The organism is Corynebacterium frankenforstense (assembly GCF_030211955.1).
In the GTDB taxonomy this organism is placed as follows: Bacteria; Actinomycetota; Actinomycetes; order Mycobacteriales; family Mycobacteriaceae; genus Corynebacterium; species Corynebacterium frankenforstense_A.
This window is the reverse complement of record NZ_JASODI010000008.1, coordinates 58,431-83,237: the sequence shown is the minus strand read 5'-3', so window position 1 is coordinate 83,237 and position 24,807 is coordinate 58,431. Positions and strand designations below refer to the sequence as shown.

Sequence of the window (24,807 nt, the reverse complement as noted above, 5' to 3'; positions counted from 1 at the left end):
GTGCCAAACCGAAGCGCGAGATTTCTCCCCTGCGCACACGGCTGACACACGCCTGCGGCCCCGTCCCGGAGGGGGCGGGGGCCGCGGGGTTCAGGCCGGTCTACCGGGGCGTCAGGCCTTGGTGGCCGTGCCCGTCGCGCCGGAGGCAGCGGGCGCCTCGGCCTTTGTGGAATCGACGGTGTAGAACGCGTCGCCGGCGGCGACCGGACCGGGCGCCGCGAGCCCCTCGGCAGGCAGGACCGGGCCGAGCTTCTTGGCGTTGGAGACGACGACCGGGGTGGTCACCGGGTAGCCGGCGGCGTTGATCGCCTCGATGTCGAACTCGCACAGCTTCTGGCCGCGGGTGACCTCGTCGCCCTTGTTGACCAGGGAGGTGAAGTGCTCGCCCTTGAGGTTGACGGTGTCGAAGCCGATGTGCATCAGGATGTCGACCTTGGCGCCGTCGGCGGCGGTGGTGCGCACGGCGTAGGCGTGCTTGCTCGGGAAGGTGACCACGACCTTGCCGTCGACCGGGGAGACCAGCTCGCCGACCTCGGGCTCGACGGCCAGGCCGTGGCCCAGCTTGCCCTCGGCGAACATTGGGTCGTCCACGGCCGGCAAGGCGACGACCTCACCGGTCAGCGGGCTGGTCACGGCCGTGGCGTCGGCGGCGGCGACGGCACCGGCGGCCGCGGTGGAACCCGTGGCGGCGGCACCGGTCAGCGCGGCACCCGTGGCGGGGTCGCCGCCCTCGGTGCCCACGGCGTCGGGGTCGATGGAGCCGTTGCGGGCGATGAGGCGGCGGCCGTAGATCCAGTTCGCCGCGAAGGAGAGGACGAAGACGATCACGGCGCACAGCAGGAAGCGGCCCCAGTCGCCGGCGCGCATGGAGACGACACCGATGAAGCCGGCCGCGCCCAGGGCGGTGGCCTTGACGTCGAAGAGGGCGATCATCGCGCCGCCGATGGAGGCGCAGCCCATGCCGATGAAGAACGGCCAGCGCAGGCGCAGGTTCACACCGAAGATGGCGGGCTCGGTGATGCCGAAGATGGCGGAGAAGCCGGAGGCGCCGGCCAGGCCCTTGAGCTTCTCTGACTTGGCCTGGGTCCACACGGCCAGCGTGGCCGCGCCCTGGGCGATGTTGGCCATCGAGGCGATGGCGAAGATGAAGGAGCCGCCCGCGGTGGCCCACAGCTGGATCTCGATCGGCGGGAAGGACTGGTGCAGGCCGGTGATCACGATCGGCGAGTAGACCAGGCCGAAGACGAAGCCGCCGACGGGGCCGGCGAAGTCGTAGAGCCAGGACAGGCCCTCACCGAGCCAGTCGCCCGCGGTACGCATGACCGGGCCGACGGCGATGAAGGTGATGAAGCCGGTGACCAGCAGGGTCAGCACCGGGGTGACCAGGAAGTCGACGGTGCCCTTGAGGTGCTTGTGCAGGAACTTCTCGATGGTCGCCAGTATCCAGGAGACCACCAGCACCGGCAGCACGGTGCCCTGGTAGCCGGCCTGGGCGACGTTGAGACCGAAGATGTCCCAGTAGAGCATATCGCCGGAGGCCATGGTGGCCGCCACGTCGTAGCCGTTGACCAGGCTCGGCATGACCATCGCCATGCCCATGCCGGCGCCGAGGAACTCGTTGCCGCCGAAGCGCTTGGTCGCGGTGAAGCCGACGAGGATCGGCAGGAAGGCGAACGGGGCGCTGGCCAGCAGGTTGATCAGGCCCGAGACGTCCTCGAGGGCGGGCACCATCTGGATCAGCGACTGCTCGCCGAAGACGCCCTCCGCCACGAAGACGTTGTTGAGGGCCATCAGCAGACCGCCGCCGACCAGGATCGGGATCAGCGGGACGAAGATGTCCGCGAGCATCTTGACCGCGCGGGTGAACCAGTTGCCCGACTGGGCGACGACGTCCTTGAGCTCCTCGGTCGACACGGCGATCGACTTCGAGGTCTGGCGGTCCAGCTCGTCGAAGACGTAGTCGACGTCGCCCGGGCCGACGATGACCTGGAACATGCCGCCGGACTCGAAGGTGCCCTTCAGGTCCGGGTCGTTGTCCAGCTTCTCGCGGTTGACCTTGGAGTCGTCCTTGAGCACCATGCGCAGTCGCGTGGCGCAGTGCGCGGCGGCGACGATGTTGTCCTCGCCGCCGATGTCGGCCAGCACCCTGCTGGCCACGTCTTTGTAGTCCACTGCCTTGTGGCCCTTTCTCCCCGCCTGCGGCGGGGTCCGGTACGTATTCTCCCGGCCGGTCGTACGGGGGTTCACTCTGGTTTGTCTGTCTGTCGCTTCGGTTGACTGTCTGTCCCGGTCAGCCCGCGGCCCGGGGCGGCGACCCGGCGCGCACGGGCGCCCAGCGCTCCCCCGCCGTCGGCCATGCAGTCAGCGCGGCCGCCACGGCCCCGTCGCCGGCGAAGACCTCCACGGCCGCGGCGTCGACGATCACGCGGCAGCGCCCGGGCGGGCACCGGAAGACGCGGGTGTCGGCGGCGTTGCCGTCGCCGGCGTCCGTGCGCGTGCCGGCCCCGGCGCGCGTGAGTGCCACGCTTTCCGACGCCGCGTCCCAGGTCACCGTCACAGCGACCGTCCCGGCCGTGTCCACCAGTTCCACTTCGGCGTCCGTGCCCGCGACGAAGTCCACGGTGACGTCCTGCACCCCGGCGACCGACGCGGCGTCGGCGAGCACGGGCTCCTGGATGAGACGCCCGGCCTCGAAGCGCACGCGGCGCGGCAGGGTCAGCGTGTGCACCCAGCCGTCGGCGAGCGTGGGCGCCTCGTCGGCGCCGGGCAGGCCCATCCAGCCGAGCATCAGCGCGTCGCCGTCCGGGTGCGCGATCAGCTGCGGGGCGTAGAAATCGTGGCCGAGATCCAGCTCGCTGAAGCCGCGGGTGACCTCGAAGGTCAGCGCGCCCGGCTCACCGGTCAGGTGGCCGACGAGGTAGCCGCACTGGTCGGAGCTGGCGTAGTGGGTCACCGCGACGTCGGGGTGCTCGGGGTCCATCTCCTCGACCTCGTCGAGGCCCTGCGGGCAGACGACCAGGACGTCGTAGTCGCGGCCGTCGGCATGGTCGGTCAGGGTGATGAGGTTCGGGCACTCCCACATGTAGCCGCCGGGCACGAGGTCCGGGGCGTCGCCGGGGGCGGTATGGGTGGTGTCGAAGACCGGCTCACCGGCGAAGTCCCAGTGCTCCAGGTCGGTCGAGGTGTAGACGACGACGGTGCCGGTCTCGTTGGCGCGCTGGGCGCCGAGGACCATCCGCCAGCCGCCGTCGGCGACGCGGGTGACGTGCGGGTCGCGCACATGCCCGGTGTAGCCCTCCGGCGAGCCGTCGATGAGGGGGTTGGCCTCGTCCGGGCGGTGGATGCCGCCGGCGGGGCCGTCCGGGTCGGTGACGAAGACGCGGTTGACCGACGGGGTGCGCACCCCGTCCTCCTTGAGGTTGCCCGTGTAGAAGAGCTGGACCCGGCCGATATCGTCGATGACCGCGGAGCCGGAGTAACAGCCGTCGCGGTCGTAGGCCTGGCCCGGGTGCAGGGCGTCCGGCAGGTGGTGCGGCTCGCCGCCGGAAAGCGGCAACGTGGTGTGCGCCCAGCCGGTGCGCTTGTGCGCGAAGGGGAAGACCGGGTCGTGCTGGTAGTAGACGTGCAGGGTCTCCCCGGAGACGAAGAGTCCGTTGGGGTCGTTGAGACGACCGGCCGGGGGCGCGACGTGCAGCCGGGGGCGCGGGTGGTTCAGGCCACCCTCCGCCCCGGGGGCGGGGTCTGCGGCGTGCTCGATGGCCATGGACCTGATGGTATCGACCGGAAGTTGCTAAATCCATTTATCAGATTGTGATTCCGCTCCCACCTCCCGGTTCCGGGGCTTGACAGGCTGCGGCGGCTGCCGACGGTACGGCGGACCGGACCGCGCCCGGGATTGACCCAGGCCCGCCCCGGGGCGCACGCGGTGGATGCGCGGTGCTTTCGCTAGCCTGGAGAACATGATCACCGTCTACGGCGAGGGCCTGGTCGACCTGGTCCCCAGCCAGAACAACCCGCTCTCCCCGCTCGTGCCCGCCCTCGGCGGCGGCCCCTTCAACGTCGCCGTCGTCCTGGCCCGCCAGGGCGCCAAGGTCGCCTTCCAGTCCCGCGTCTCCGAGGACAACTACGGCGACGCGCTCATGCGCCGCCTCGAGGAGGAGGGCGTGGACACCTCCGGCGTCCAGCGCGGCCCCGAGCCGACCACGCTCGCGGTGACCACCATCGATCAAGAGGGCTCGGCCTCCTACAACTTCTACTGCGAGGGCACCGCCGACCGCCTCGTGGAGCCGGCTGCCGTCGACTGCGACATCGCCTGCTTCGGCACCTGCTCGCTGGCCTGGGAGCCCGGCGCCTCGCGCTACATCGAGGTGCTGCACCGCCACGCCGCCGCCGGCCGCCTGGTCGCCCTCGACCCGAACATCCGCCCCGACTTCGCCACCGACGCCCACCGCGAGCGCCTGCTGGGACTCCTCGACGACGTCAACCTGCTCAAGCTCTCCGAGGAGGAGGTCGAGTTCTTCGGCGGCATCGACCGGCTACGCGTCAGCTCCGTCGAGGCGATCGTGACCACCCGCGGCGGCGCGGGGCTCAGCCTCGACTGCGGCGAGCTCCACCTCGACGTGCCCGCCCACCACACCGAGGTCTCCGACACCATCGGCGCCGGCGACACCATCATGGGCTCGCTGCTCGCCGCCATCGAGCGCGCCGGCCTCAACGCCGGCCAGCTGGGTCAGGCCACCGAGTCGCAGTGGCACGAGATCCTGACCCTGGCCGCCGCGGCCGCCGCGATCACCTGCTCGCGCACCGGCGCCCAGCCGCCGACCCTCGACGAGGTCGCCGCCGAGCTCGGGCGCTGACCCTCCCCCACCCCGGGCCGGCCTACTTCTCGGCGCCGGCCAGGGGCTTGTCCAGGTCGATGTAGCGGCCGAGCACCCAGTCGCGGTCGGTGAGCATGCGGGCGGTGACCAGGCCCGCGCCGATGGCCAGCACGGTCATCACCGCCGTGGCCGCCGCGTCCACGCCGAGCTCGATGTTGCCCGAGGTCAGCGCGTAGACCGAACCGAACATCGCCGGGCCCGGGATCATGATCACCGAGGCCGGCACCGTGGTGGTGATGCGGGGGATGTCCGCCTTCTTGGAGGCCACCGCGCCCAGCAGCCCGATGGCCAGGCCGCCGAGGAAGGCCGCCGCGTACGCGCTCGCCCCGGCCTGTACGAGCACCAGGCGCAGCACGTTGGCGGCCATGCCGACCACCGCGGCCACGAGCACCATCCGCCGCGAGGAGTTGAACAGCAGGGCGAAGCCCGCGATGCCCACGAACGAGGCCGCCGCCGCCAGCAGGAACCAGCGCGGGTCGTCCACCACCGCCGGCCGCGGCGGCGGGGCCATCCCCGTCACCCCGCTGACCAGTGCGACTGAGAAGGTCGCCGCCACGATCACCGTCGCCGCGTACGTCAGGCGCGACAGGCCGGCGATGAAGTCGAAGCGGGAGAGGTCGATGATCGCGGAGAACAGCGGAAATCCCGGCACCACGAAGAGCACCGAGGCGACGAAGCCGGGGGCGGCGGCCGCGGGCTCGACCAGACCGGCCAGGCCCAAAAGCTCGATGACCGCCCAGAAGACCAGGCAGGCCGTCACCGCGGCCGCCGCCACGGCGCCCAACTGGCGCACGTGGCGGTGCAGCAGCAGGCCGCGCACCGCCTGGCCGCACCCGGCGGCGACGGCGACCACCAGGACGTCGGCAAGCGAGAAGTGGTTGAGCACGGCGAACCCGGCGCACGCCAGGCCGGCGGCGGGCACCAGCACCGGCAGCGTCCAGCGCTTGACCACGCCGGACTCGATGCGGTCGAGGCGGGCGTTGAGCCACTCGGCGGAGATGTGGCGGTCCAGGTTGTGGGTCAGGGTCTCGAGCGCCTCGATGCGCGAGGCGTCGACCCCGGGGCTGTCCTGGCCGGCGACCACGGTGCGGAACTGGTCGCCCTGGTGGAACGTGCAGGTGATGGTGGTCACCGAGATCTGCGCCTCCAGGCGGTCGAAGCCGAGCGCTCGCCCGGCCCGCTTCATGCCGCGGATGATGCGGTAGCCGCCGGTGCCGGCGGCCATGAACATCAGGCCCAGGCGCAGCACCGCGTCGGCGGCCACCCCCATGCGGTGCTGACGCTCCGCGTCCCAGCCCCCGTTGTCGCCGGCCACGCCGGCTGAACTCTCGCTCAACGAACAAGTCCTCCTGTCGCGGCGATCTTTCCGCCGCGAGAAACTCACTCGTAGCGTAGCGCGTCGATCGGGTCGAGCTTCGCGGCCTTGCCTGCCGGGTAGTAGCCGAAGAAGAGCCCGACGCCGAGCGCGAAGAGCAGCGAGACGGCCACCCCGGAGAGCGGCGGCAGCACGAAGGTGCCCAGCGCGGCGGAGCCGATCATGCCCGCGACACCGCCGATAACCACGCCCAACAGGCCGCCGAGCAGGCAGACGATCATCGCCTCGATGACGAACTGGACGCGGATGTCGCGCCGGCGGGCGCCGAGCGCCTTGCGCACGCCGATCTCGCGGGTGCGCTCGGTGACGGTGACCAGCATGATGTTCATCACGCCGATGCCGCCGACGAGCAGGGAGATGCCGCCGATGGCCGAGAGCACGATCGACATGGTGCTGAACAGCTGGTTGAGCGCGTCGAGGCTCTCCTGCAGGTCGATGACCTTGGCGTGGTTGTCCGTGTTGTCGCGGTAGAACCCGTCCGCCCAGGTCTGCACGTCGCGGCCTAAGGTCTTGGAGTCCTCGCCCTCGGCGGCGCGCACGCGGATCTGCGAGAAGCCGTCCGTGGCCTGCGCGCCCGCCTGGCCGGAGCCGGCGGGGCCGACACTGACGCCCGTGCCGCCGCCCGCGGCGCCGGAGCCGGCGGCGGCGAGCTCGCGGTCGCCGCCGAGCGGCAGGTAGATCTGCGGGTCCGGGCCGTTGCCGTCGCCGACGAGCAGGCCGCCGCGCGCGGTGTTCTCGTAGACACCGACGATCACCGCGTCCGTCGCGGCCTCCCGGTGGCTCAGCTGGATCTGCTGGCCGAGCGCGGCGTGGGCGTCGCCTCCGAAGAGGTCGTCGACGGTCTGCTGCGGCACCACCGCCACCGGGCGGCGCCCGGCGACGTCCTCGGCGGTGATCAGGCGCCCGGCGACCGCCTCCATCTTGCTCAGCGGCATGACGTCCTGGTTGACGGTGTGCACGTCGGCCGTGCCGCGGCTGAAGCCGCGGGTGACCTCGACGCCGGTGGTGGTCTGTCCCTCCACGGCCACGCCGGCGACGCGGCCCTCGAAGCGGGTGCGCAGGTCGTCGACCATCTCGGGCGTGATCAGGTCCTGCGGCGGCACGGGCCCGGAGACGTAGCCGGAGTCCTCCTCCTTGGTGTCGCGCGGCTCGACGACGAGCGTGACGTCGTTGGCGCCGATGTCGTCGAGGGAGTTCATGGTCTGCACCTGCAGCGAGCGGCCCAGGGTCAGGATGGCGATGACGGCGGCGATGCCGACGACCACGCCGAGCAGGGTCAGCGCCGAGCGCATCTTGTTGGTGCGCAGACTGGTCACCGCGAGGGTGACGGCCTCGGAGACGTTCACGAGATCACCCCGTCGCGCATCGTGAGCACCCGCTCGGTCTCCTCGGCCAGCTCCGGGTTGTGGGTGATGAATGCGATGGTCATCCCCTGCTCCTCGTGCAGGCCGTGGAAGAGGTCCATGACCTGGCGCCCGGTGGCGGTGTCCAGGGCGCCGGTCGGCTCGTCGGCGAGCAGCAGCGCCGGGCCGTTGGCCAGGGCACGGGCGATGGCCACGCGCTGCTTCTGGCCGCCCGAGAGCTCGTTGGGCCGGTGGTGGGCGCGGTCGGCCATGCCGACCTGCTCGAGCAGCGCCATGGCCCGCTCGCGGCGCTCGCCGCGCGGCACCCCGGCATACGTCATGGGCATCTCGACGTTGCGCACGGCGTCGATGCGGCCGACGAGGTTGAAGTTCTGGAAGACGAAGCCGATCTCGTCGGCGCGGTAACGGGCCAGCTCGTCGTCGTCGACGGCGAGCACGTCCACGCCGCCGAGCTCGTAGGTGCCCGAGGTCGGCCGGTCGAGCAGCCCGATGATGTTCATCAGCGTCGATTTGCCGGAGCCGGAGGTGCCCACCACGGAAAGGAACTCGCCGCGGGCGACGTCGACGTCGCAGCCGTGGAGCACGGTGATCTCGGCCTCGGTGCCCTCGTTGAAGCGCTTGACGACGCCGCGCATCTCGATCAGGTGGGGCTGGCTCGGCGTCGGCGTGGGTTCCGGCGCCTGCGGCGCCTGGGCCGCCGCCAGCTCCTCAGTCGGCTGATCGTTCGGTCGGGGCCGGTTCACTGCCCCTCCCCCGGCTGATCGGCGGGCTCCTCGACGGCGACGGTCTCGCCGACGGCGTCGCGGTAGTCCGCCGCGCGGTTGACCACGAGATCGCCGCGGCGCAGCGGGCCGCCGGTGACCTCGACCTGGAAGTCGGTGACCAGGCCCGGGGTCACGCCGCGCTCCTCGATGCGGCGCTGGCCGTCCTCGCCTTCGGCGAGCACGAGCACGGCCTGGGTGCCCTTGGCGGTGTCGAAGACGGCGTCGCGCGGCACGCTGAGCACGCCCTGCGCCTTGTCGGTGAGCACGCGGGCCTTGGCGGTGGCGCCGACGGGCAGTCCCTCGGGGCTGCCGGAGATCTCGATCTCCACCGGGTAGGTGGGCTTGGTCTGGGCGCCGGCGGCCGCGGCCTCGGCGGGCACGGGCTCGGCGACCGGGGAGATCTTGGACACGGTGCCCTTGAGCTCCATGTCTCCGGTGGCCGGGGTGGTCAGCGAGACCTCGTCGCCGGTGTGGATGCGACCGGCGTCGGCCTCGTTGACGGTGCCGCGCACGACCAGGCGGGCCGGGTCGCCGATGGTGACCACGGGGCCCTGGGCGGGGGCGCCCTCCTTGACGCCGACGGAGACGACCACGCCGTTGGCGGGCGCGCGCAGGGTCGCGGCGTAGATGTCGTCCTGCAGGGCGGAGATCTGGCTCTGCAGCTGGCGGCGGGTGGTGGCCAGGCTCTGGCGGGCCTGCCCGACGGCGGCGGCCCCGCTCTGCGGGTCGGCACCGGCCGCGCCGGCGCCCTCGCCGGTCGCGTCCTCCTCGCCGGTGCCGGCGTAGCCCGCCGCACCTCCGGCCTGGACGGCGGCGTAGGCGCTCTCGGCCTGGTTGATCTGCTCGGCGCCGCCGGCCTCGGCGTCGACCAACTGACCGCGCAGGGAGTCGAGCTGGCGCTGCATGTCGGTGGTGTCCATCTCGGCGACGACCTGGCCCTCCTGGACCTCGTCGCCGAGCCCGACGTGCAGGCTCGCCACGTTGCCGGTCGCCCGGGTGGTGATGTTGGTGGTCTCGGCCGGCTCGACGCGGCCGGTCACCGCCACCCGGGTCTCCAGGTCGCCCGGTTCGACCTTGGTGTAGTCCTCGGCGCTCATCGCGCGCGACGGGCCCATGGCGGCCAGCGCGAAGCCGGCGATCAGGGCGATGACGACGAGTGCAAGCAGGACGGCGCCGGCGATCCAGAGGCCGCGGCGCTGCTCGGGGAATCTCAGTTTCACGAGGACAGGTTACTTCACGGTGACCGTGAAAAGAATCGGGGGTTTCCCTGAATTCGCCACGGATCGATCCCCCATACGGCGCCGCCGGCGCGGCACACCGTCGCCGCGCCGGCGGCGCGGCCACGCGCCGGTCCGTAGGCCTGCCGCGCGCCGGTCCGTAGGCCTGCCGCGCACGGGCGAGGGGCGCGGCGTCGGCAATCTCTCTGACGCACACGAAAGGGCCCGTCCCGGACGAATCCGGGGCGGGCCCTTGAACCCGTGACCGTCAGACGGTCACCGGGGCGGACAAACTACTTGGCCTTCTCGAGGATCTCGACGAGGCGGAAGTGCTTGTTCTTCGACAGCGGGCGGGTCTCCTCGATGAGGACGCGGTCGCCGACGCCGGCTTCCTCGTTCTCGTCGTGGGCCTTCACGCGCGAAGAGGTGCGCATGATCTTGCCGTAGAGGGCGTGCTGCTTGCGGTCCTCGACCTCGACGACGATGGTCTTCTGCATCTTGTCGGAGACGACGTAGCCCATGCGGCGCTTCTGCGCGGTCTTCTCGAGGGTCACGTTCTCAGCGTTCTCGGTCATTTAGCCTTCAGCCTCCTCGTCACCCGGAACCACGGACAGGCCCAGCTCACGCTCACGGATGACCGTGTAGATGCGGGCGATGTCGCGCTTGACGGTGCGCAGACGGTTGTTGTTGGTCAGCTGCCCGGTGGCGGCCTGGAAGCGGAGGTTGAACAGCTCCTCCTTGGCCTCGGACAGACGCTCGGTGAGTTCCTCGGCGTTCAGCGCGCGGAACTCGTGGGCGGGGGTACCGGTAGCCATCAGAACTGGTCCTCCTTCTTGATGATGCGCACCTTGCACGGGAGCTTCTGCGCGGCACGGCGCAGAGCCTCGATGGCGGTGGCCTCGTTCGGGTAGCTCATCTCGAAGAGGATGCGGCCCGGCTTGACGTTGGCGATCCACTTCTCGACGGGGCCCTTACCGGAACCCATGCGCACGCCGAGCGGCTTCTGGGTCAGCGGACGGTCCGGGAAGATGTTGATCCAGACCTTGCCGCCACGCTTGATGTGGCGGTTGATCGCGATACGACCGGCCTCGATCTGACGGTTGGTGATGTACGCCGGCTCGAGAGCCTGGATGGCGTAGTCACCGAAGGTGATGCGGTTACCGCCCTTGGACAGCCCGGAACGCCCCGGACGGTGCTGGCGGCGGTACTTCACGCGCTTCGGGATAAGCATCGCTTAGTCCTCCTGCTTCTTCTCGGCGCGGGGACGGCGCTGGCCACCGCGGCGCGGACGGCCACGGCCGCCACGGCCACCGCGACGGTCGTTCGACGGCGCGGCCAGGTCGCTCTCGCGACGGCCACCGACGACGTCGCCCTTGTAGATCCACACCTTGACGCCGATGCGCCCGAAGGTGGTGTGGGCCTCACGCAGGCCGTAGTCGATCTCGGCACGGAGCGTGTGCAGCGGCACACGACCCTCGTGGTAGCGCTCGGTGCGGGACATCTCGGCACCGCCCAGACGGCCGGAGCACTGGATCTTGATGCCCTTGACCTGCGGCTGACGCATGGCCGACTGAATGGCCTTGCGCATGGCGCGGCGGAACGCGACGCGGCCGGCGAGCTGGTCGGCGATGTTCTGCGCGACCAGGGCGGCGTTGGCGTCGATGTTCTTGACCTCGAGGATGTTCAGCGCCACCTGCTTGCCGGTGAGCTTCTCCAGCTCGCGGCGGATGCGGTCGGCCTCCGAACCGCGGCGGCCGATGACGATGCCCGGCCGGGCGGTGTGGATGTCGACGCGCACACGGTCACGGGTGCGCTCGATCACAACGTCGGCGATGCCGGCGCGCTCCAGCCCGTGGGACAGGAACTCGCGGATCTTGATGTCCTCGGCGACGTAGTTCTTGTATTCCTTCTTGTCGGCGTACCAGTGGGTCTTCCAGTCGGAAGTGATACCCAGCCGGAGGCCGTGGGGGTGAATCTTCTGGCCCACTACTTGGCCCCTTCCTTCTGGCTCTCGACAACCACGGTGATGTGGCTGGTGCGCTTGCGGATCATGAACGCGCGTCCCTGGGCGCGCGGCTGGAACCGACGCATGGTCGGGCCCTCGTCGGCGTAGGCCTCGGCGATGACCAGCGAGCGCGGGTCCAGGCCGAAGTTGTTCTCGGCGTTGGCGGCGGCCGAGGCGACGACCTTGGCCACCGGCTTCGCGGCACCCTGCGGGGCGTACTTCAGGATCGCGAGGGCCTCGGACACGGACTTGCCGCGGACGAGGTCGATGACGCGACGGGCCTTCATCGGGGTGACGCGGACGTAGCGCGCGGTGGCGCGGGCGGAGGTGATGGTTTCACTCATCGCTTATCGACGTCCCTTCTTGTCGTCCTTCTGGTGACCGCGGAAGGTCCTGGTCGGGGCGAACTCGCCCAGCTTGTGACCGACCATGGACTCGTCGACGAACACCGGCACGTGCTTCCGGCCGTCGTGGACGGCGAAGGTGTGGCCGATGAAGTCGGGCAGGATGGTCGAACGGCGCGACCAGGTCTTGATGACCTGCTTCGTGCCCTTGTCGTTCTGAGCGTCCACCTTGTTGAGGAGGTGCTCATCGACGAACGGCCCCTTCTTCAGGCTGCGTGGCATTGTGACTTACCTCCTCTTATCGCTTGTTGGAACGCGACCGGCGACGACGCACGATCATGTTGTTGGAGTAGCGGTTCGGGTTGCGGGTGCGGCCTTCCTTCTGGCCCCACGGGCTGACCGGGTGGCGGCCGCCCGAGGTACGACCCTCACCACCACCGTGCGGGTGGTCGACCGGGTTCATGACGACACCACGGACGGTCGGGCGCACGCCCTTCCAGCGCATGCGGCCGGCCTTGCCCCAGCGGATGTTGATCTGCTCGGCGTTGCCGACCTCGCCGACGGTGGCGCGGCAGCGGATGTCGACGCGACGGATCTCGCTGGAGGGCATACGCAGGACGGCGTAGTTGCCTTCCTTACCCAGCAGCTGGATCGAGGCGCCGGCCGAGCGGGCCAGCTTGGCGCCGGCACCCGGCTTCAGCTCCACCGCGTGGACGGTGGTACCGGTCGGGATGTTGCGCAGCGGCAGGTTGTTGCCCACCTTGATGTCCGAGTTCGGACCGGCCTCAACGACGGTGCCCTGCTTCAGGCCCTTCGGGGCGATGATGTAGCGCTTCTCGCCGTCGAAGTAGTGCAGCAGCGCGATGTTCGCGGTGCGGTTCGGGTCGTACTCGATGTGCGCGACCTTGGCCGGCACGCCGTCCTTGTCGGCGCGACGGAAGTCGATGACACGGTACTGACGCTTGTGTCCTCCACCCTTGTGGCGGGTGGTGATGTGGCCGTGGACGTTACGGCCGCCGGTCTTGCTCAGGGGGCGCAGCAGGCTCTTCTCCGGCTTCGAACGAGTGATCTCGTCGAACTTGGAGACGGAGCTGGCGCGGCGACCCGGAGTTGTCGGCTTGTATTTGCGAATAGCCATAATGGTTCCTTTACTTCTCGACCTTCTTTAAGCGGTCGCGCCGCCGAAGATGTCGATGGAGTCGCTGCCCTCGCGGAGGGTGACGTAGGCGCGCTTGGTCGCCTTGCGGCGGCCGAACCCGGTGCGGGTGCGCTTACGCTTGCCCTCGCGGTTGACGGTGTTCACCGAGGCCACCTTGACGCCGAAGATCTCCTCGACGGCCTGGCGGATCTGGGTCTTGTGGGCGTCGGGGCGCACGAAGAACGTGTAGGTGCCCTGCTCCATGAGACCGTAGGACTTCTCGGAGACGACCGGGGCGATGATGATGTCGCGGGGGTTGACGGTCTTGGCCATTACTTGCTCTCCTCCTTGTCCGCGCCGGTGACGCGGTTGATGAAGGTGTGCAGCGCGGCGACCGAGAACACGACGTCGTCGGAGTTGAGCACGTCGTAGGTGTTCAGCTGCTCCGGGACGAGGACGTTCACGTTCGGCAGGTTGTTGGCGCTGCGACGGGCGTTGAGGTCCTCACGGCCGACGACGAGCAGCACCTGCTTGCGGTCGGTGATGCGCTCGATGAACGCACGTGCCGACTTGGTCGAGGGCTTCTGGCCCGGGACCAGCTCGTCGATGACGTGGATGCGGTCGCCGGCGGCCCGGTTGGACAGGGCGCCGTTCAGGGCGGCGGCCTTCATCTTCTTCGGGGTCCGCTGGGTGTAGTCGCGCGGCTGCGGGCCGTGGACGGTGCCGCCGCCGGTGAACTGCGGCGCACGGGTCGAGCCCTGGCGGGCGCGGCCGGTGCCCTTCTGACGGTAGGGCTTGCGGCCACCGCCGCGGACCATGCCGCGGGTCTTGGTGGCGTGGGTGCCCTGTCGCTTCGCGGCGAGCTGCGCGGTCACGACCTGGTGCAGCAGAGCCGTGGAGACCTCACGGTCGAAGATCTCCGCCGGCAGCTCCACCTGGCCGTCGGTGCCGCCCGCGGCGGTCTGGACGTCCAGAGTCAGGTTGGTCATGCGTGAGCACCGCCCTTCACTGCGGTCTTAACGGTCACGATGCCGCCGCGCACGCCGGGGATGGCCCCCTTGATGAGCAGCAGGTTGGCATCGGCGTCAATCTTCTGAACCTTCAGGTTCTGGGTGGTGACGCGGTCATTACCCATGCGGCCCGCCATACGCTTGCCCTTGAAGATGCGGCCCGGGGTGGCGCAGGCGCCGATGCCGCCGACGCGGCGGTGGGCGGCCTGGTTACCGTGGGCGGCACCCTGGCCGGCGAAGCCGTGGCGCTTCATGCCGCCGGCGAAGCCCTTGCCCTTGGAGGTGCCGGTGACGTCGACGAACTCGATGCCGTCGAAGACCTCGACGGTGACGTCCTGGCCGACCTCGTAGGCGGAGACGTCGTCCATGCGGATCTCCGTCAGGTGACGCCGCGGGGTGACGCCCGCCTTGGCGAAGTGGCCGGTCTGCGGCTTCTTCACCTTGCGGGGGTCGATCTCGCCGTAGGCGATCTGGATGGCGTTGTAGCCGTCGGTCTCGGTGGTACGGATCTGGGTGACCACGCACGGCCCGGCCTCGACGACGGTCACCGGAACGACCCGGTTCTCCTCGTCGAAGACCTGGGTCATGCCGAGCTTGGTGCCCAGAATGCCCTTGATCTCGTTTTCACTCATTGTCTGTTCTCCGCAGTAGTTTCAGGCGATCACTGGATGTTCACGTCGACACTGGCCGGAAGGTCGATGCGCATGAGAGCGTCGACGGTCTTCGGCGTCGGGTCGAGGATGTCGATGAGGCGCTTGTGGGTGCGCATCTCGAAGTGCTCGCGAGAGTCCTTGTACTTGTGGGGAGAACGAATAACGGCGTACACGTTCTTTTCGGTGGGCAGTGGCACGGGCCCGACGACGCGTGCGCCGGTACGGGTCACGGTCTCGACGATCTTGCGCGCAGACGCGTCGATCGCCTCGTGGTCGTAGGCCTTGAGCCGAATGCGGATCTTCTGTCCCGCCACGCTTATCCTCTTCCTCGCTCGGTCCCACTTGCTCTCCCGGTCGCCCGGGGGCGCAGAGGTGGGAACTCGCTTCCTGATGTCTCTATAACGTTGTCCGGTCCTCTACAGGGCACGGGCGCAACGCCAGTTCATGGTTCTTGACCGTTCGGTGCCGGCCGGGGGTCTCGACGGGGCGTGACCGATAAACACGCCACAGGGACCTCGCCGTCCGGCTGGGTCAAGTCCGAGGGGGATCACGCGCCACCGGGACGCGTAAGCGTGGCCCTCGTGTACTGCCGCTGTTTATTTGCCATGCCCCTCCTCCGGTCTCCACGCTCGGGACTGCCACGTCTTGATCGACTGACCTACCCCGATTGCGGAGCCTTCCACGGGTCCGAAGACCCGAGCGAAGGTGTCATGTTCGCTCCACCAGCGGCGCCACCGGGCATGCGGACATGCGGCGGGGACGCCGTGTTAAAGCAACCCAAACATTAAAGCACGCCGACCACGCAGAGCGCAAACCACGGACTTTCAAGGCCCCCTCCCCGATTGCCGACGTCGCGTGGGTCACCGTCGCCTCGCCCCTGCGCCGTTACAAGATTGCAACGCGCGCGAAAGAAATCAGCTCTAGACTTGGTAGCGCAACACATGTCACCTATCCGAAGGGATCCACACCATGGCCGACCAGAACAAGAACGCCGCCAAGAACGACGACAAGGACGTCGCCGTCCCGGCCGTCGCCGAGAACAAGGCCGACGACCACGGCCGTACCACCATCGAGGACGTCGTCGTCGGTAAGATCGCCGGCCTGGCGGCCCGCGAGGTCACCGGTGTCCACGCCCTGGGTGGCGGCGGTGCGCGCACCGTCGGCGCCATCCGCGAGGCCTTCGGCGCCTCCGAGAACGTCCAGCAGGGCGTCTCGGTCGAGGTCGGCGAGACCCAGGCCGCGGTGGATCTGTCCATCGTCGCCGAGTACGGCGTGGCCATCCACGAGCTGGCCGAGGCCATCCGCCGCAACATCATCCGCGCCATCGAGCGGATGACCGGCCTGGAGGTCACCGAGGTCAACGTGACCGTCACCGACGTCCACCTGCCCAACCAGGACGACGACCGCGACGACGAGCAGCACGAGCTGTCCGCCGCCGAGCAGGAGCAGGCCGCCCCGCGCGTCCAGTAGCCGATGACCGCCGCTGATCTCATCGAATACCCGCAGGCCGCCGAGCTGGCCGAGCGGGTCCTGGCGGTCGACGGCGTGGCGGATCTCCACTCGGGCTCCTTCGGCGAGGTCGCGCTCCTCTACCCTGGCCACCGTGTGCCGGGGCTGCGCCTCGACCGGTCCGGCCGCCTGGAGGTCCACGTGGTCGCCGACCTCGCCCGCGCCACCGACCTGCGCTCCCTGAGCGAGGACGTGCGCGGCGCGGTCGGCGGCGACCGGCCCATCGACGTCGTCGTCGCTGACGCCACCGGAACCCCGCCCGCCACCGCGTAACCGTGTGAAGGAAACCTCCATGAAAAACATGACCGTCATCGGCGTGGCCTTCGGCCTCGCCGTCGCGCTCGCAGCCATCCTCGGTGGGCTGTCGGGCTTCGTGTGCGCGCTCCTCTTCGGCGCTCTGGGCGGCGTCGTCGGCGCCCACTTCGAGGGCCTGATCGACCTGCGCAACATCACCGACGCCTTCCGCACCGGGCGCGGGGGCCGCGGGTGAGTTCCGTGGACCCCTCAGAGAACCCGCCGGGCGGGGAGGTGTACATCACCGACCGCGCCGTGCACAAGGTCGTCACCGCGGCCACGGCGTCGGTGCCGGGCACCGTCTCCGCCGGCGGCGGCTTCGACAAGCTGACCGGCATGAGCTTCCCGCGCTTTGACCTGCTGGTCGACCGCGCCAGCCACATCGTCACCGTCGAGGCGACGATCGCGGTGTCCTGGCCCTCGCCGGTCACCGACGTCGCCGAGAAGGTGCGCACCACCATCGCGCGCTGGATCACCGACGCGACCGGCATGAACGTCGGCCACGTCAACGTGGTCGTGGGCAACGTCGTCGGCGCCCCGGACCCGGTGACCGCCCTGCAGGTGGCCGCCGCCGACGAGCAGCCGACGCTCGCCCCCGTGGCCGTGGCGCCCTCCGAGGTGACCTCGCCGCGCTACCGGCGTCGGTCCGCCGCGCTGGCCACCACCCGTGAGGTGCCCGTGCGCACCCGGCCGGCCCGTCAGCTGGACCAGGTGCACACGGCCGCCGAACTACCGCTGGCCGCGGTGCAGGTGGCCCCCGAGCGCCCGCTCGAGCAGGTGCACACCGCCGTCGAGCGCCCGATGGACGCCGTCGAGGTGCGCCCCTCCCCCGAGCCCGCGGTCCCCCGCGAGCCCGAGGAGCTGCGCACGGTGCCGGTGCACGTCGCCGAGGAGCGGCCGCTGACCCCGGTCGACGTGGCCGAGGAGCTGCCGCTGCGCGAGCCGCGGGTGGTCGGGTCGACCCCCGTGGTCACCCCGGCCGCCCCGCTGCCGCGGCGTCTGACCCCGGTGCGTGTGGTCTCTGGCCCGGAGCCCGTGCACGCGGTGCTGCCCGTGCGCGCGGAGCCTTTTGTGCCGAAGCTGCCGCCGAAGCGTCCGCTCACGCCCGTCCGTATCGTCCCGCGGGGCCGCTTCAGCCCCGCACAGCAGAAGGGAGGCCCCTATGGCCCCCGAGTCGACTGAGGTCCGCGCCGGCGCCGGCCAGGAGCCCCGGGCCACCCCGGCGGCCCGCTGGCTGGCGGTGCTGCTGGGCCTGGCGCTGGTCGCCCTGGGCGTCGTCGCCGGCCGCGAGCTGTGGCTGCGGCTCTCCGACGGCGTGTCCTGGCGCAGCTGGCTCGACCCGGTCCTGGAGATGGTCGCGGAGAACCGCTTCCAGCCCTGGATGACCTGGGCGTCGATCATCGCGGTCGTCGTCGGGCTCATCCTGATCGTCGTCGCGTTCAAGCCGCGCGCCCGCACCCACCGACGCCTGGCGTCGACCACCTCGCTGTGGGCACGCCCGGTGGACATCGCCCGGCTGACCACGGCCACCGCCAAGCGCACCCCCGGGGTGGGCAGCGCCTCGACCCGGGTCTCGGGCAAAACCGTCACCGCCGAGGTGCAGGCCAACAGCACCGCCGACGGGGTGGCCGAGTCCATCCGCTCGTCCATCGAGTCGACGGTGGGCCCGCTGCTCGCCGAGAACGCCAAGTTCCGCATCAAGGTCCTCGAGCCCGAGGCCCCGCAGGTCTCGGCCCGCGGCACCGCCCCGGCGGCCGGACGTGACGCCGCCCGGGGAGAGGAGGTCACGCAATGAGCCACGCACTCGCGGCACTCGACCGCATCCTGCTGTTCCTCATCGGCCTGATCGCCCTCGCCGCCGGCGTGGCCGTCATCCTGGTGTGGGCCCAGGTCCCGGAGGCCACCGAGTACTCCGACCGCCTGGACCTGGCAGGGGCCGCCTCGATCACAGAGAACACCTGGTACGACGTCGCGCTCGGCGCGGTCGCCGTGCTGGGCGTGATACTCGGCCTGTGGCTGATCGCGGCGAACCTGCGCCGCCGCGGCTTCAACCGGGTGCGCTCCTCGGCCACGGACAAGACCGGCTCCGTCGACCTCGCGGTCGCACGCCTGGCCGGTGCCGTGGACGACTCGATCGAGCAGTTCCCCGGCGTCACCGACGTCTCGCACCGCGTCGCGATGGACCGCTCGCGCCCGACGGTGACCTGGACGGTCACCGCGGACCCGAACGTGGACGTCAGCCGGCTGCGCGCCGAGCTGGAGAACAGCGAGACGGACTTCCGCTCCGCGGTCCGCGACATGGACCTCGACACGGTCTACCGTCTCCACGTCAATGCGGTGAAGCAGCAGTAGCGCCGCTCACCGCAAAACACCCCAGCCCCGCGGCCCCGCTCCCCGACCAGGGAGCGAGGCCGCGGCATTTTCTACTCCTCCCCGCCGAGCTCCACGGCGAAGATCTCGGTGACCTCGCCGTAGACGTGCTCCGGCCCGCCGCCGCGGGGCGCCACGCGCAGCTGCCGGCCGACCTCGGCGCTGACCAACTTGGCCCACTTGAGGTGCTCGTGCTCGACCTCGCGGCCGACCTTGGCGTAGACGTAGAGGCCGCGGCCGGCGAGCACCATCCGCTCGGTCTTGCCCTCGGTGCAGCGCAGGGCGTAGACGTCGCGGTCCAGGGAGCCGCGCGTGAGGCCGGTCAGCGAGGTGCGCGCCGTCCTGCCGGCCTCCACGGTGATGCCGGCGACCACGCCGAGGCGGTGGTCCACTCCCCCGCTGTCGCGCAGCACGCACGGCATCCCGACGCGCAGGCGCACGACGTCCTCGAAGAGCCAGCTGACCGGCTGGCGGCCCTTGACCCCGGAGCGCACGGTGACCCGGCGGGCGGCCATGTCGAGAGTGAGGCGGGCCGCCGGCGACTCGGTGCGCACCATCACCAGGCCCGGGGTGTCGGGGCCCACAGACTCGGGGTGCCGGGCCGCCATCGCCTCGAGCGCCTTGATGAGTTCCTCGTCGTCGGCGCCCCAGCCGATGCCCTCGTTGGCGAGCATCGCGAAGAGCGTGGCCAGCTCGAGGTCGGGGCGGCCCTCCCAGGCGCGTCGCACCGCGTCGAGGACGCGCGGGATTCGGGTCGGGTCTTTCACGCCCGCCACTGTATCCGTCGCCGCTCCGCCGGCTGGACGCACCCCGGCCCCGGTGGGCGCCTCCCCGTCTCCGGTGGGCGCCTCCCCGTCTCCGGTGGGCGTCTCACCGTCCCCGGTGGGCACCTCCCCATCTCCGGTGGCACCCCCGTCTCCGGTGGCACGGCGAAGCCGTGCTTCCCCCAGACATGAGAAACCGCCTCCCCCGTGACGGGGAAGGCGGTTTCTCTGGCACACGGCCGGGGAGCGTCAGACGCTACCCGGCGGGAGGCCGGTCAGACCAGCAGGTAAGCGAACTTACTTGATGATCTTGGTGACGCGGCCGGCGCCGACGGTGCGGGAGCCCTCGCGGATGGCGAAGCGCAGGCCCTCGTCCATGGCGACCGGGGCGATGAGCTCGACGCGCATGTCGACGTTGTCGCCCGGCATGACCATCTCAGTGCCCTCCGGCAGGTGCACGACGCCGGTGACGTCGGTGGTGCGGAAGTAGAACTGCGGACGGTAGTTGTCGAAGAACGGGGTGTGGCGGCCGCCCTCGTCCTTGGCCAAGACGTAGACGGAACCCTCGAACTCGGTGTGGGTGGTGTAGGCGCCCGGCTTGACGACGACCTGGCCGCGCTCGACGTCCTCACGCTTGGTGCCGCGGAGCAGCAGACCGCAGTTGTCGCCGGCCTCGGTGTAGTCCAGCATCTTGCGGAACATCTCGATACCGGTGACGGTGGTGGTCTGAGCCTTGTCCTTGATGCCGATGATCTCGACATCCTCGTTGACGTTCAGGCGACCACGCTCGACACGGCCGGTGACGACGGTGCCGCGGCCGGTGATGGTGAAGATGTCCTCGATCGGCATCAGGAACGGGTGATCGACGTCGCGGACCGGGTCCGGGATGGACTCGTCGCAGGCTTCCATCAGGTCGACGATGGACTGGGACCACTTTTCGTCGCCCTCGAGGGCCTTCAGAGCGGAGATGTGGACGATCGGGGCGTCCTCGTCGTAGTCCTGCTCGGCGAGCAGCTCGCGGATCTCCATCTCGACGAGCTCGATGATCTCCTCGTCGTCGACCATGTCGCACTTGTTCAGGGCGACCAGGATGTAGGGAACGCCGACCTGACGGGCGAGCAGCACGTGCTCACGGGTCTGCGGCATCGGGCCGTCGGTGGCGGCGACCACGAGGATCGCGCCGTCCATCTGAGCCGCACCGGTGATCATGTTCTTGATGTAGTCGGCGTGGCCCGGGGCGTCGACGTGAGCGTAGTGACGCTTCGGGGTGGAGTACTCAACGTGGGAGATGTTGATCGTGATGCCACGCTCCTTCTCCTCCGGCGCCTTGTCGATGGCGTCGAAGGCGAAGGCCTGGTTCTCCTCGGGGTACTTCTCGGCCAGCACCTTGGTGATGGCGGCCGTGGTGGTGGTCTTGCCGTGGTCAACGTGACCGATGGTGCCGATATTGAGGTGCGGCTTGTTACGCTCGAACTTCGCCTTTGCCACTGTGTGTCCTCCTGGACTTCATGGTGGCTACGACTCTCGCAGCCACGTGGTTTACGGATTGCCACCCTCGCTCCGGCCGAAGCCGGACTGCTGGCGATGGCGTTTTTGTAGTGTGCCAGTTACACGATCCTAGGGTCCGCCAGCGTCTTTTTCAAACCTGGCCTGACCCTGCGTCGTCGGGTTTCGCGGCCCTGAACGTCTCTTCGCCGGGATCCGTGCCGTACCGGCCAACCCGACCTCACCCCGCACCTTGTACGTGCAGGCGGGGTGAGACCCGGTGTGGCCGCTACGACCCGGTTTCAAGCCGGCGGCGTCGACGGGGTCCCCGGGCACAACGGGGACCTGGACCGCCAGGGGCGACCGGCGCGACGTCGTCAATTCAACGGGCGCCGCGCCGCGGCGACTTACTTGCCGGTGCGCTCCTCGATGATGGCCTGGGAGACGCTCTGCGGCACCTCGCCGTAGGAGTCGAAGACCATCGTGTAGTTCGCGCGGCCCTGCGTCTTGGACCGCAGGTCACCGACGTAGCCGAACATCTCGGACAGCGGGACCTGGGCCTTGACGACCTTGGCGCCGGCGCGGTCCTCCATGGCGTTGACCTGGCCACGGCGGGAGTTGATGTCGCCGATGACCTCGCCCATGTACTCCTCCGGGGTGATGACCTCGACGGCCATCAGCGGCTCGAGAAGCACCGGCTTCGCGCGGGCCACGCCCTCCTTGAGGACCTGGGAACCGGCGATCTTGAACGCCATCTCCGAGGAGTCGACCTCGTGGTACTGGCCGTCCTCGAGGGTGGCCTTGATGTTGACCAGCGGGAAGCCGGCCAGGTGGCCGTACTGCATCGCGTCCTGGATACCGGCGTCGACCGAGGGGATGTACTCCTTCGGGATGCGGCCACCGGTGACCTCGTTGACGAACTTGTAGGTGGCGGACTCGCCCTCCTCCAGCTCGTCCTGGCTCGGGTGGTAGGGCTCGAAGGAGACGATGACCTTAGCGAACTGGCCGGAGCCGCCGGTCTGCTTCTTGTGGGTGAATTCGACGCTCTGGACGGCCTTCTTGATGGTCTCGCGGTAGGCCACCTGCGGGGCGCCGACGTTGGCCTCGACCTTGAACTCGTCCTTCATGCGGGTGACGAGGACGTCGAGGTGCAGCTCGCCCATGCCGCCGATGACGGTCTGGCCGGATTCCTCGTCGAGCTCGACGGTGAAGGTCGGGTCCTCCTCGGCCAGCTTCTGGATGGCGACACCCAGCTTCTCCTGGTCGGACTTGGTCTTCGGCTCGATGGAGACCTTGATGACCGGGTCCGGGAAATCCATGGACTCGAGGATGATCGGGTCGTTCTGGGCGCACAGGGTGTCACCCGTCGTGGTGTTCTTCAGACCGATGACGGCGTAGATGTTGCCGGCGTGGGCGAAGTCGACCGGGTTCTCCTTGTTCGCGTGCATCTGAAAGATCTTGCCGATGCGCTCGCGGTGCTCCTTGGTGGAGTTCAGGACGGTCTCGCCCGGCTCCATCGTGCCCGAGTAGACGCGCACGAAGGTCAGCCTGCCGAAGAACGGGTGAGCGGCGATCTTGAAGGCCAGGGCCGACAGCGGGGACTCGTCGGAGGGCTTGCGGGTCAGCTCGGTGTCCGGCTCGCCCATCTTGTGGCCGTGGACCTCGCCGACGTCCAGCGGGTTCGGCAGGTAGTCGACGACGGCATCGAGCAGCGGCTGAACGCCCTTGTTGCGGTAGGCGGTACCGCACAGGACCGGGAAGATCTCGGAGGAGACGGTCATCTTGCGGATGGCGCCCTTGATGTCCTCGACGGTGAGCTCCTCGCCGCCGAAGTACTTCTCCATGAGCTCCTCGTCGGACTCGGCGACGGCCTCGAGCAGCTTCTCGCGGTACTCGGCGGCACGGTCCTGCAGCTCGGCGGGGATCTCGGTGATGGTCGGCTCGGCGCCGACCTCGACCTTGCCCGGCCAGACGATGGCGCGCATCTCGACCAGGTCGATGACGCCCTCGAAGTCGTCCTCGGCGCCGATCGGGAGCTGGAGGACGAGCGGCTTGGCGTTCAGACGGTCGACGATGGTGCCGACGGTGTAGTAGAAGTCGGCGCCCAGCTTGTCCATCTTGTTGATGAAGCAGATGCGCGGCACGTCGTAACGGGCGGCCTGACGCCAGACCTGCTCGGACTGCGGCTCGACACCCTCCTTGCCGTCGAAGACGGCGACGGCGCCGTCCAGGACGCGCAGGGAGCGCTCGACCTCGACGGTGAAGTCGACGTGGCCGGGCGTGTCGATGATGTTGATCTGGTGACCCTCCCAGAAACAGGTCACCGCAGCGGAGGTGATGGTGATGCCGCGGTCCTTCTCCTGCTGCATCCAGTCCGTGGTGGACTGGCCCTCGTGGGTCTCGCCGACCTTGCGGTTGATACCCGTGTAGTAGAGGATGCGCTCGGTGGTCGTGGTCTTACCGGCGTCGATGTGGGCCATGATGCCGATGTTGCGGACCTTGTGGAGGTCCTTAAGCACTTCTTGTGCCACAGTCTTACCCCAACTTAAATGTCGTGGACGTCTCCCGGAGCCCCGTCGCCTGCGGGCGGACGGGGACGGGACGGCGCCTCGGATGTTCGGTGTTGCGTCGTACAGGTCGTGGCCCGGCGTGCGGTCTCGTGCCGACGCCGCCGAGCGGCCGACTGCTCAGTGTAGTGCCGCCGAGCCGGCTGCGCAGAGCGCACAGGCCGGTCAGCTGCACAGACACCGGGCCCGGCTGACTACCAGCGGTAGTGGGCGAAGGCGCGGTTGGCCTCGGCCATCTTGTGGACGTCCTCGCGGCGCTTCACCGAGGCGCCGAGGCCGTTGGAGGCGTCGAGGATCTCGTTGGCGAGGCGGTCCTTCATGGTGTGCTCACGACGCTGACGGGTGAAGGTCACCAGCCAACGCAGCGCCAGGGTGGTCCCGCGCGCGGGGCGCACCTCGACCGGCACCTGGTAGGTCGCACCGCCGACGCGGCGGGAGCGGACCTCCAGCTCCGGGCGGATGTTGCCCAGGGCCTTGTCCAGGGTGCCCACCGGGTCGGTGCCGGTCTTCTCGCGGCACTGCTCGAGCGCGCCGTAGACGATGCGCTGGGCGGTCGACTTCTTGCCGTCCTGGAGCACCTTGGTGACCAGCATGGTCACCAGCTCGGAGTCGTAGACGGGGTCCTTGATGATTTCGCGCTTAGGAGCTCGCGACTTACGCATGTTTTACTTCTCCTTCTTCGCGCCGTAACGGGAACGGGCCTGCTTGCGGTCCTTGACACCCTGGGTGTCGAGGGTGCCGCGGACGATCTTGTAACGGACACCCGGAAGGTCCTTCACACGGCCGCCACGCACGAGCACCATGGAGTGCTCCTGCAGGTTGTGGCCCTCGCCCGGGATGTAGGCGGAGACCTCGATGCCGGTGGTCAGGCGCACACGGGCGACCTTACGCAGAGCGGAGTTCGGCTTCTTCGGGGTGGTGGTGTACACGCGGGTGCACACACCGCGACGCTGCGGCGAGCCCTTGAGGGCCGCGGTGGCGACCTTCGCGGACTTGGAGTGGCGGCCCTTGCGGACCAGCTGCTGGATAGTGGGCATGTACCGTCCTTTTGACGTAGTTGAAGTTCTTCAT

29 protein-coding genes are annotated in these 24,807 nt (G+C 69.7%); 7 read left to right on the top strand and 22 right to left on the bottom strand.

All coding sequences use genetic code 11. The annotated features are described in order from the left end of the window. Positions 1 to 111: 111 nt before the first annotated feature. Together QP119_RS05715 and QP119_RS05710 are read right to left on the bottom strand one after the other, a co-directional pair. A complete protein-coding gene (locus QP119_RS05715; protein WP_284774353.1) occupies positions 112 to 2,172 on the bottom strand; it encodes a sucrose-specific PTS transporter subunit IIBC in 2,061 nt (686 codons plus the stop codon). A gap of 118 nt (positions 2,173 to 2,290) precedes the next feature. Beyond that, a complete protein-coding gene (locus QP119_RS05710; RefSeq protein ID WP_284774351.1) occupies positions 2,291 to 3,763 on the bottom strand; it encodes a glycoside hydrolase family 32 protein in 1,473 nt (490 codons plus the stop codon). 196 nt (positions 3,764 to 3,959) lie between these two features. On the opposite strand from QP119_RS05710, the gene QP119_RS05705 reads away from it, so the two are divergent. Next, on the top strand, positions 3,960 to 4,856 hold the full coding sequence (locus tag QP119_RS05705) for a carbohydrate kinase family protein (protein ID WP_284774349.1): 897 nt from the start codon (positions 3,960 to 3,962) through the stop codon (positions 4,854 to 4,856). 22 nt (positions 4,857 to 4,878) lie between these two features. Here QP119_RS05705 and QP119_RS05700 read toward each other — a convergent pair whose 3' ends face one another. The 15 genes from QP119_RS05700 to rpsJ form a co-directional block, all read right to left on the bottom strand. Next, complete coding sequence (locus tag QP119_RS05700; protein ID WP_284774421.1) at positions 4,879 to 6,147, bottom strand: threonine/serine ThrE exporter family protein; 1,269 nt, start codon at positions 6,145 to 6,147, stop codon at positions 4,879 to 4,881. Between the two features lie 110 nt (positions 6,148 to 6,257). After that, entirely contained in the window at positions 6,258 to 7,598 is a 1,341-nt protein-coding gene (locus tag QP119_RS05695) for an ABC transporter permease (RefSeq protein ID WP_284774347.1), read from the bottom strand. Then, on the bottom strand, positions 7,595 to 8,251 hold the full coding sequence (locus QP119_RS05690; protein WP_284774419.1) for an ABC transporter ATP-binding protein: 657 nt from the start codon (positions 8,249 to 8,251) through the stop codon (positions 7,595 to 7,597). Before QP119_RS05690 ends, QP119_RS05695 begins: the two co-directional genes overlap by 4 nt. 104 nt (positions 8,252 to 8,355) lie before the next feature. Then, on the bottom strand, positions 8,356 to 9,600 hold the full coding sequence (locus QP119_RS05685; RefSeq protein ID WP_284774345.1) for an efflux RND transporter periplasmic adaptor subunit: 1,245 nt from the start codon (positions 9,598 to 9,600) through the stop codon (positions 8,356 to 8,358). A gap of 290 nt (positions 9,601 to 9,890) precedes the next feature. Further along, positions 9,891 to 10,172, bottom strand: a complete 282-nt coding sequence (gene rpsQ / locus QP119_RS05680; RefSeq protein ID WP_075663231.1) for a 30S ribosomal protein S17 — start codon at positions 10,170 to 10,172, stop codon at positions 9,891 to 9,893. Next, positions 10,173 to 10,412 carry a 50S ribosomal protein L29 gene (gene rpmC, locus QP119_RS05675; protein ID WP_075663230.1) on the bottom strand — a complete coding sequence of 80 codons (240 nt, stop codon included), beginning with the start codon at positions 10,410 to 10,412 and terminating at the stop codon, positions 10,173 to 10,175. Further along, positions 10,412 to 10,828: a 50S ribosomal protein L16 gene (rplP, locus tag QP119_RS05670; RefSeq protein ID WP_075663229.1), complete on the bottom strand. Its 417-nt coding sequence runs from the start codon at positions 10,826 to 10,828 to the stop codon at positions 10,412 to 10,414. Before rplP ends, rpmC begins: the two co-directional genes overlap by 1 nt. A gap of 3 nt (positions 10,829 to 10,831) precedes the next feature. Next, on the bottom strand, positions 10,832 to 11,584 hold the full coding sequence (rpsC, locus tag QP119_RS05665) for a 30S ribosomal protein S3 (protein ID WP_284774343.1): 753 nt from the start codon (positions 11,582 to 11,584) through the stop codon (positions 10,832 to 10,834). Next, positions 11,584 to 11,946 (bottom strand): 50S ribosomal protein L22, encoded by a 363-nt coding sequence (rplV, locus tag QP119_RS05660; protein ID WP_284774341.1) that lies wholly within the window; start codon positions 11,944 to 11,946, stop codon positions 11,584 to 11,586. Before rplV ends, rpsC begins: the two co-directional genes overlap by 1 nt. Positions 11,947 to 11,949: 3 nt before the next feature. Beyond that, a complete protein-coding gene (gene rpsS, locus QP119_RS05655) occupies positions 11,950 to 12,228 on the bottom strand; it encodes a 30S ribosomal protein S19 (protein WP_075663226.1) in 279 nt (92 codons plus the stop codon). A gap of 16 nt (positions 12,229 to 12,244) precedes the next feature. After that, positions 12,245 to 13,084, bottom strand: coding sequence for a 50S ribosomal protein L2 (gene rplB / locus QP119_RS05650; RefSeq protein WP_284774339.1), 840 nt, complete (start codon positions 13,082 to 13,084; stop codon positions 12,245 to 12,247). A 27-nt stretch (positions 13,085 to 13,111) separates the two neighbouring features. Continuing rightward, entirely contained in the window at positions 13,112 to 13,417 is a 306-nt protein-coding gene (gene rplW / locus QP119_RS05645; RefSeq protein ID WP_075663224.1) for a 50S ribosomal protein L23, read from the bottom strand. Continuing rightward, a complete protein-coding gene (gene rplD, locus QP119_RS05640; RefSeq protein ID WP_284774336.1) occupies positions 13,417 to 14,073 on the bottom strand; it encodes a 50S ribosomal protein L4 in 657 nt (218 codons plus the stop codon). The genes rplW and rplD overlap by 1 nt, the downstream gene beginning before the upstream one ends. Then, the gene (gene rplC / locus QP119_RS05635) at positions 14,070 to 14,726 is read right to left on the bottom strand and encodes a 50S ribosomal protein L3 (protein WP_284774334.1); all 657 of its coding nucleotides are present in this window, start codon (positions 14,724 to 14,726) and stop codon (positions 14,070 to 14,072) included. The genes rplD and rplC overlap by 4 nt, the downstream gene beginning before the upstream one ends. Before the next feature lie 29 nt (positions 14,727 to 14,755). Further along, positions 14,756 to 15,061 carry a 30S ribosomal protein S10 gene (rpsJ, locus tag QP119_RS05630; RefSeq protein WP_003854291.1) on the bottom strand — a complete coding sequence of 102 codons (306 nt, stop codon included), beginning with the start codon at positions 15,059 to 15,061 and terminating at the stop codon, positions 14,756 to 14,758. Between the two features lie 655 nt (positions 15,062 to 15,716). On the opposite strand from rpsJ, the gene QP119_RS05625 reads away from it, so the two are divergent. The 6 genes from QP119_RS05625 to amaP are packed head-to-tail and all read left to right on the top strand — an operon-like array spanning position 15,717 to position 18,902. Next, positions 15,717 to 16,217, top strand: a complete 501-nt coding sequence (locus QP119_RS05625; protein WP_284774332.1) for an Asp23/Gls24 family envelope stress response protein — start codon at positions 15,717 to 15,719, stop codon at positions 16,215 to 16,217. Between the two features lie 3 nt (positions 16,218 to 16,220). After that, complete coding sequence (locus tag QP119_RS05620; protein WP_284774330.1) at positions 16,221 to 16,529, top strand: hypothetical protein; 309 nt, start codon at positions 16,221 to 16,223, stop codon at positions 16,527 to 16,529. Positions 16,530 to 16,548: 19 nt separating this feature from the next. Then, entirely contained in the window at positions 16,549 to 16,746 is a 198-nt protein-coding gene (locus QP119_RS05615; RefSeq protein WP_284774329.1) for a hypothetical protein, read from the top strand. 5 nt (positions 16,747 to 16,751) lie between these two features. Then, positions 16,752 to 17,732: an Asp23/Gls24 family envelope stress response protein gene (locus tag QP119_RS05610; protein ID WP_284774328.1), complete on the top strand. Its 981-nt coding sequence runs from the start codon at positions 16,752 to 16,754 to the stop codon at positions 17,730 to 17,732. Continuing rightward, positions 17,713 to 18,345: a DUF6286 domain-containing protein gene (locus QP119_RS05605; RefSeq protein WP_284774325.1), complete on the top strand. Its 633-nt coding sequence runs from the start codon at positions 17,713 to 17,715 to the stop codon at positions 18,343 to 18,345. Before QP119_RS05610 ends, QP119_RS05605 begins: the two co-directional genes overlap by 20 nt. Then, positions 18,342 to 18,902, top strand: a complete 561-nt coding sequence (amaP, locus tag QP119_RS05600) for an alkaline shock response membrane anchor protein AmaP (RefSeq protein ID WP_284774323.1) — start codon at positions 18,342 to 18,344, stop codon at positions 18,900 to 18,902. Before QP119_RS05605 ends, amaP begins: the two co-directional genes overlap by 4 nt. Positions 18,903 to 18,973: 71 nt before the next feature. Here the strand turns inward: amaP and QP119_RS05595 are convergent, their stop codons facing one another. From QP119_RS05595 to rpsL, 5 genes are all read right to left on the bottom strand, one after another. Then, on the bottom strand, positions 18,974 to 19,687 hold the full coding sequence (locus QP119_RS05595) for a hypothetical protein (RefSeq protein WP_284774321.1): 714 nt from the start codon (positions 19,685 to 19,687) through the stop codon (positions 18,974 to 18,976). A gap of 294 nt (positions 19,688 to 19,981) precedes the next feature. Continuing rightward, complete coding sequence (gene tuf, locus QP119_RS05590) at positions 19,982 to 21,172, bottom strand: elongation factor Tu (protein WP_284774318.1); 1,191 nt, start codon at positions 21,170 to 21,172, stop codon at positions 19,982 to 19,984. A 404-nt stretch (positions 21,173 to 21,576) separates the two neighbouring features. Then, the gene (gene fusA / locus QP119_RS05585; RefSeq protein WP_284774316.1) at positions 21,577 to 23,700 is read right to left on the bottom strand and encodes an elongation factor G; all 2,124 of its coding nucleotides are present in this window, start codon (positions 23,698 to 23,700) and stop codon (positions 21,577 to 21,579) included. Positions 23,701 to 23,930: 230 nt separating this feature from the next. After that, positions 23,931 to 24,398, bottom strand: a complete 468-nt coding sequence (gene rpsG, locus QP119_RS05580) for a 30S ribosomal protein S7 (RefSeq protein ID WP_284774314.1) — start codon at positions 24,396 to 24,398, stop codon at positions 23,931 to 23,933. A gap of 3 nt (positions 24,399 to 24,401) precedes the next feature. Next, on the bottom strand, positions 24,402 to 24,773 hold the full coding sequence (gene rpsL / locus QP119_RS05575) for a 30S ribosomal protein S12 (RefSeq protein WP_075663211.1): 372 nt from the start codon (positions 24,771 to 24,773) through the stop codon (positions 24,402 to 24,404). Positions 24,774 to 24,807 lie beyond the last annotated feature (34 nt).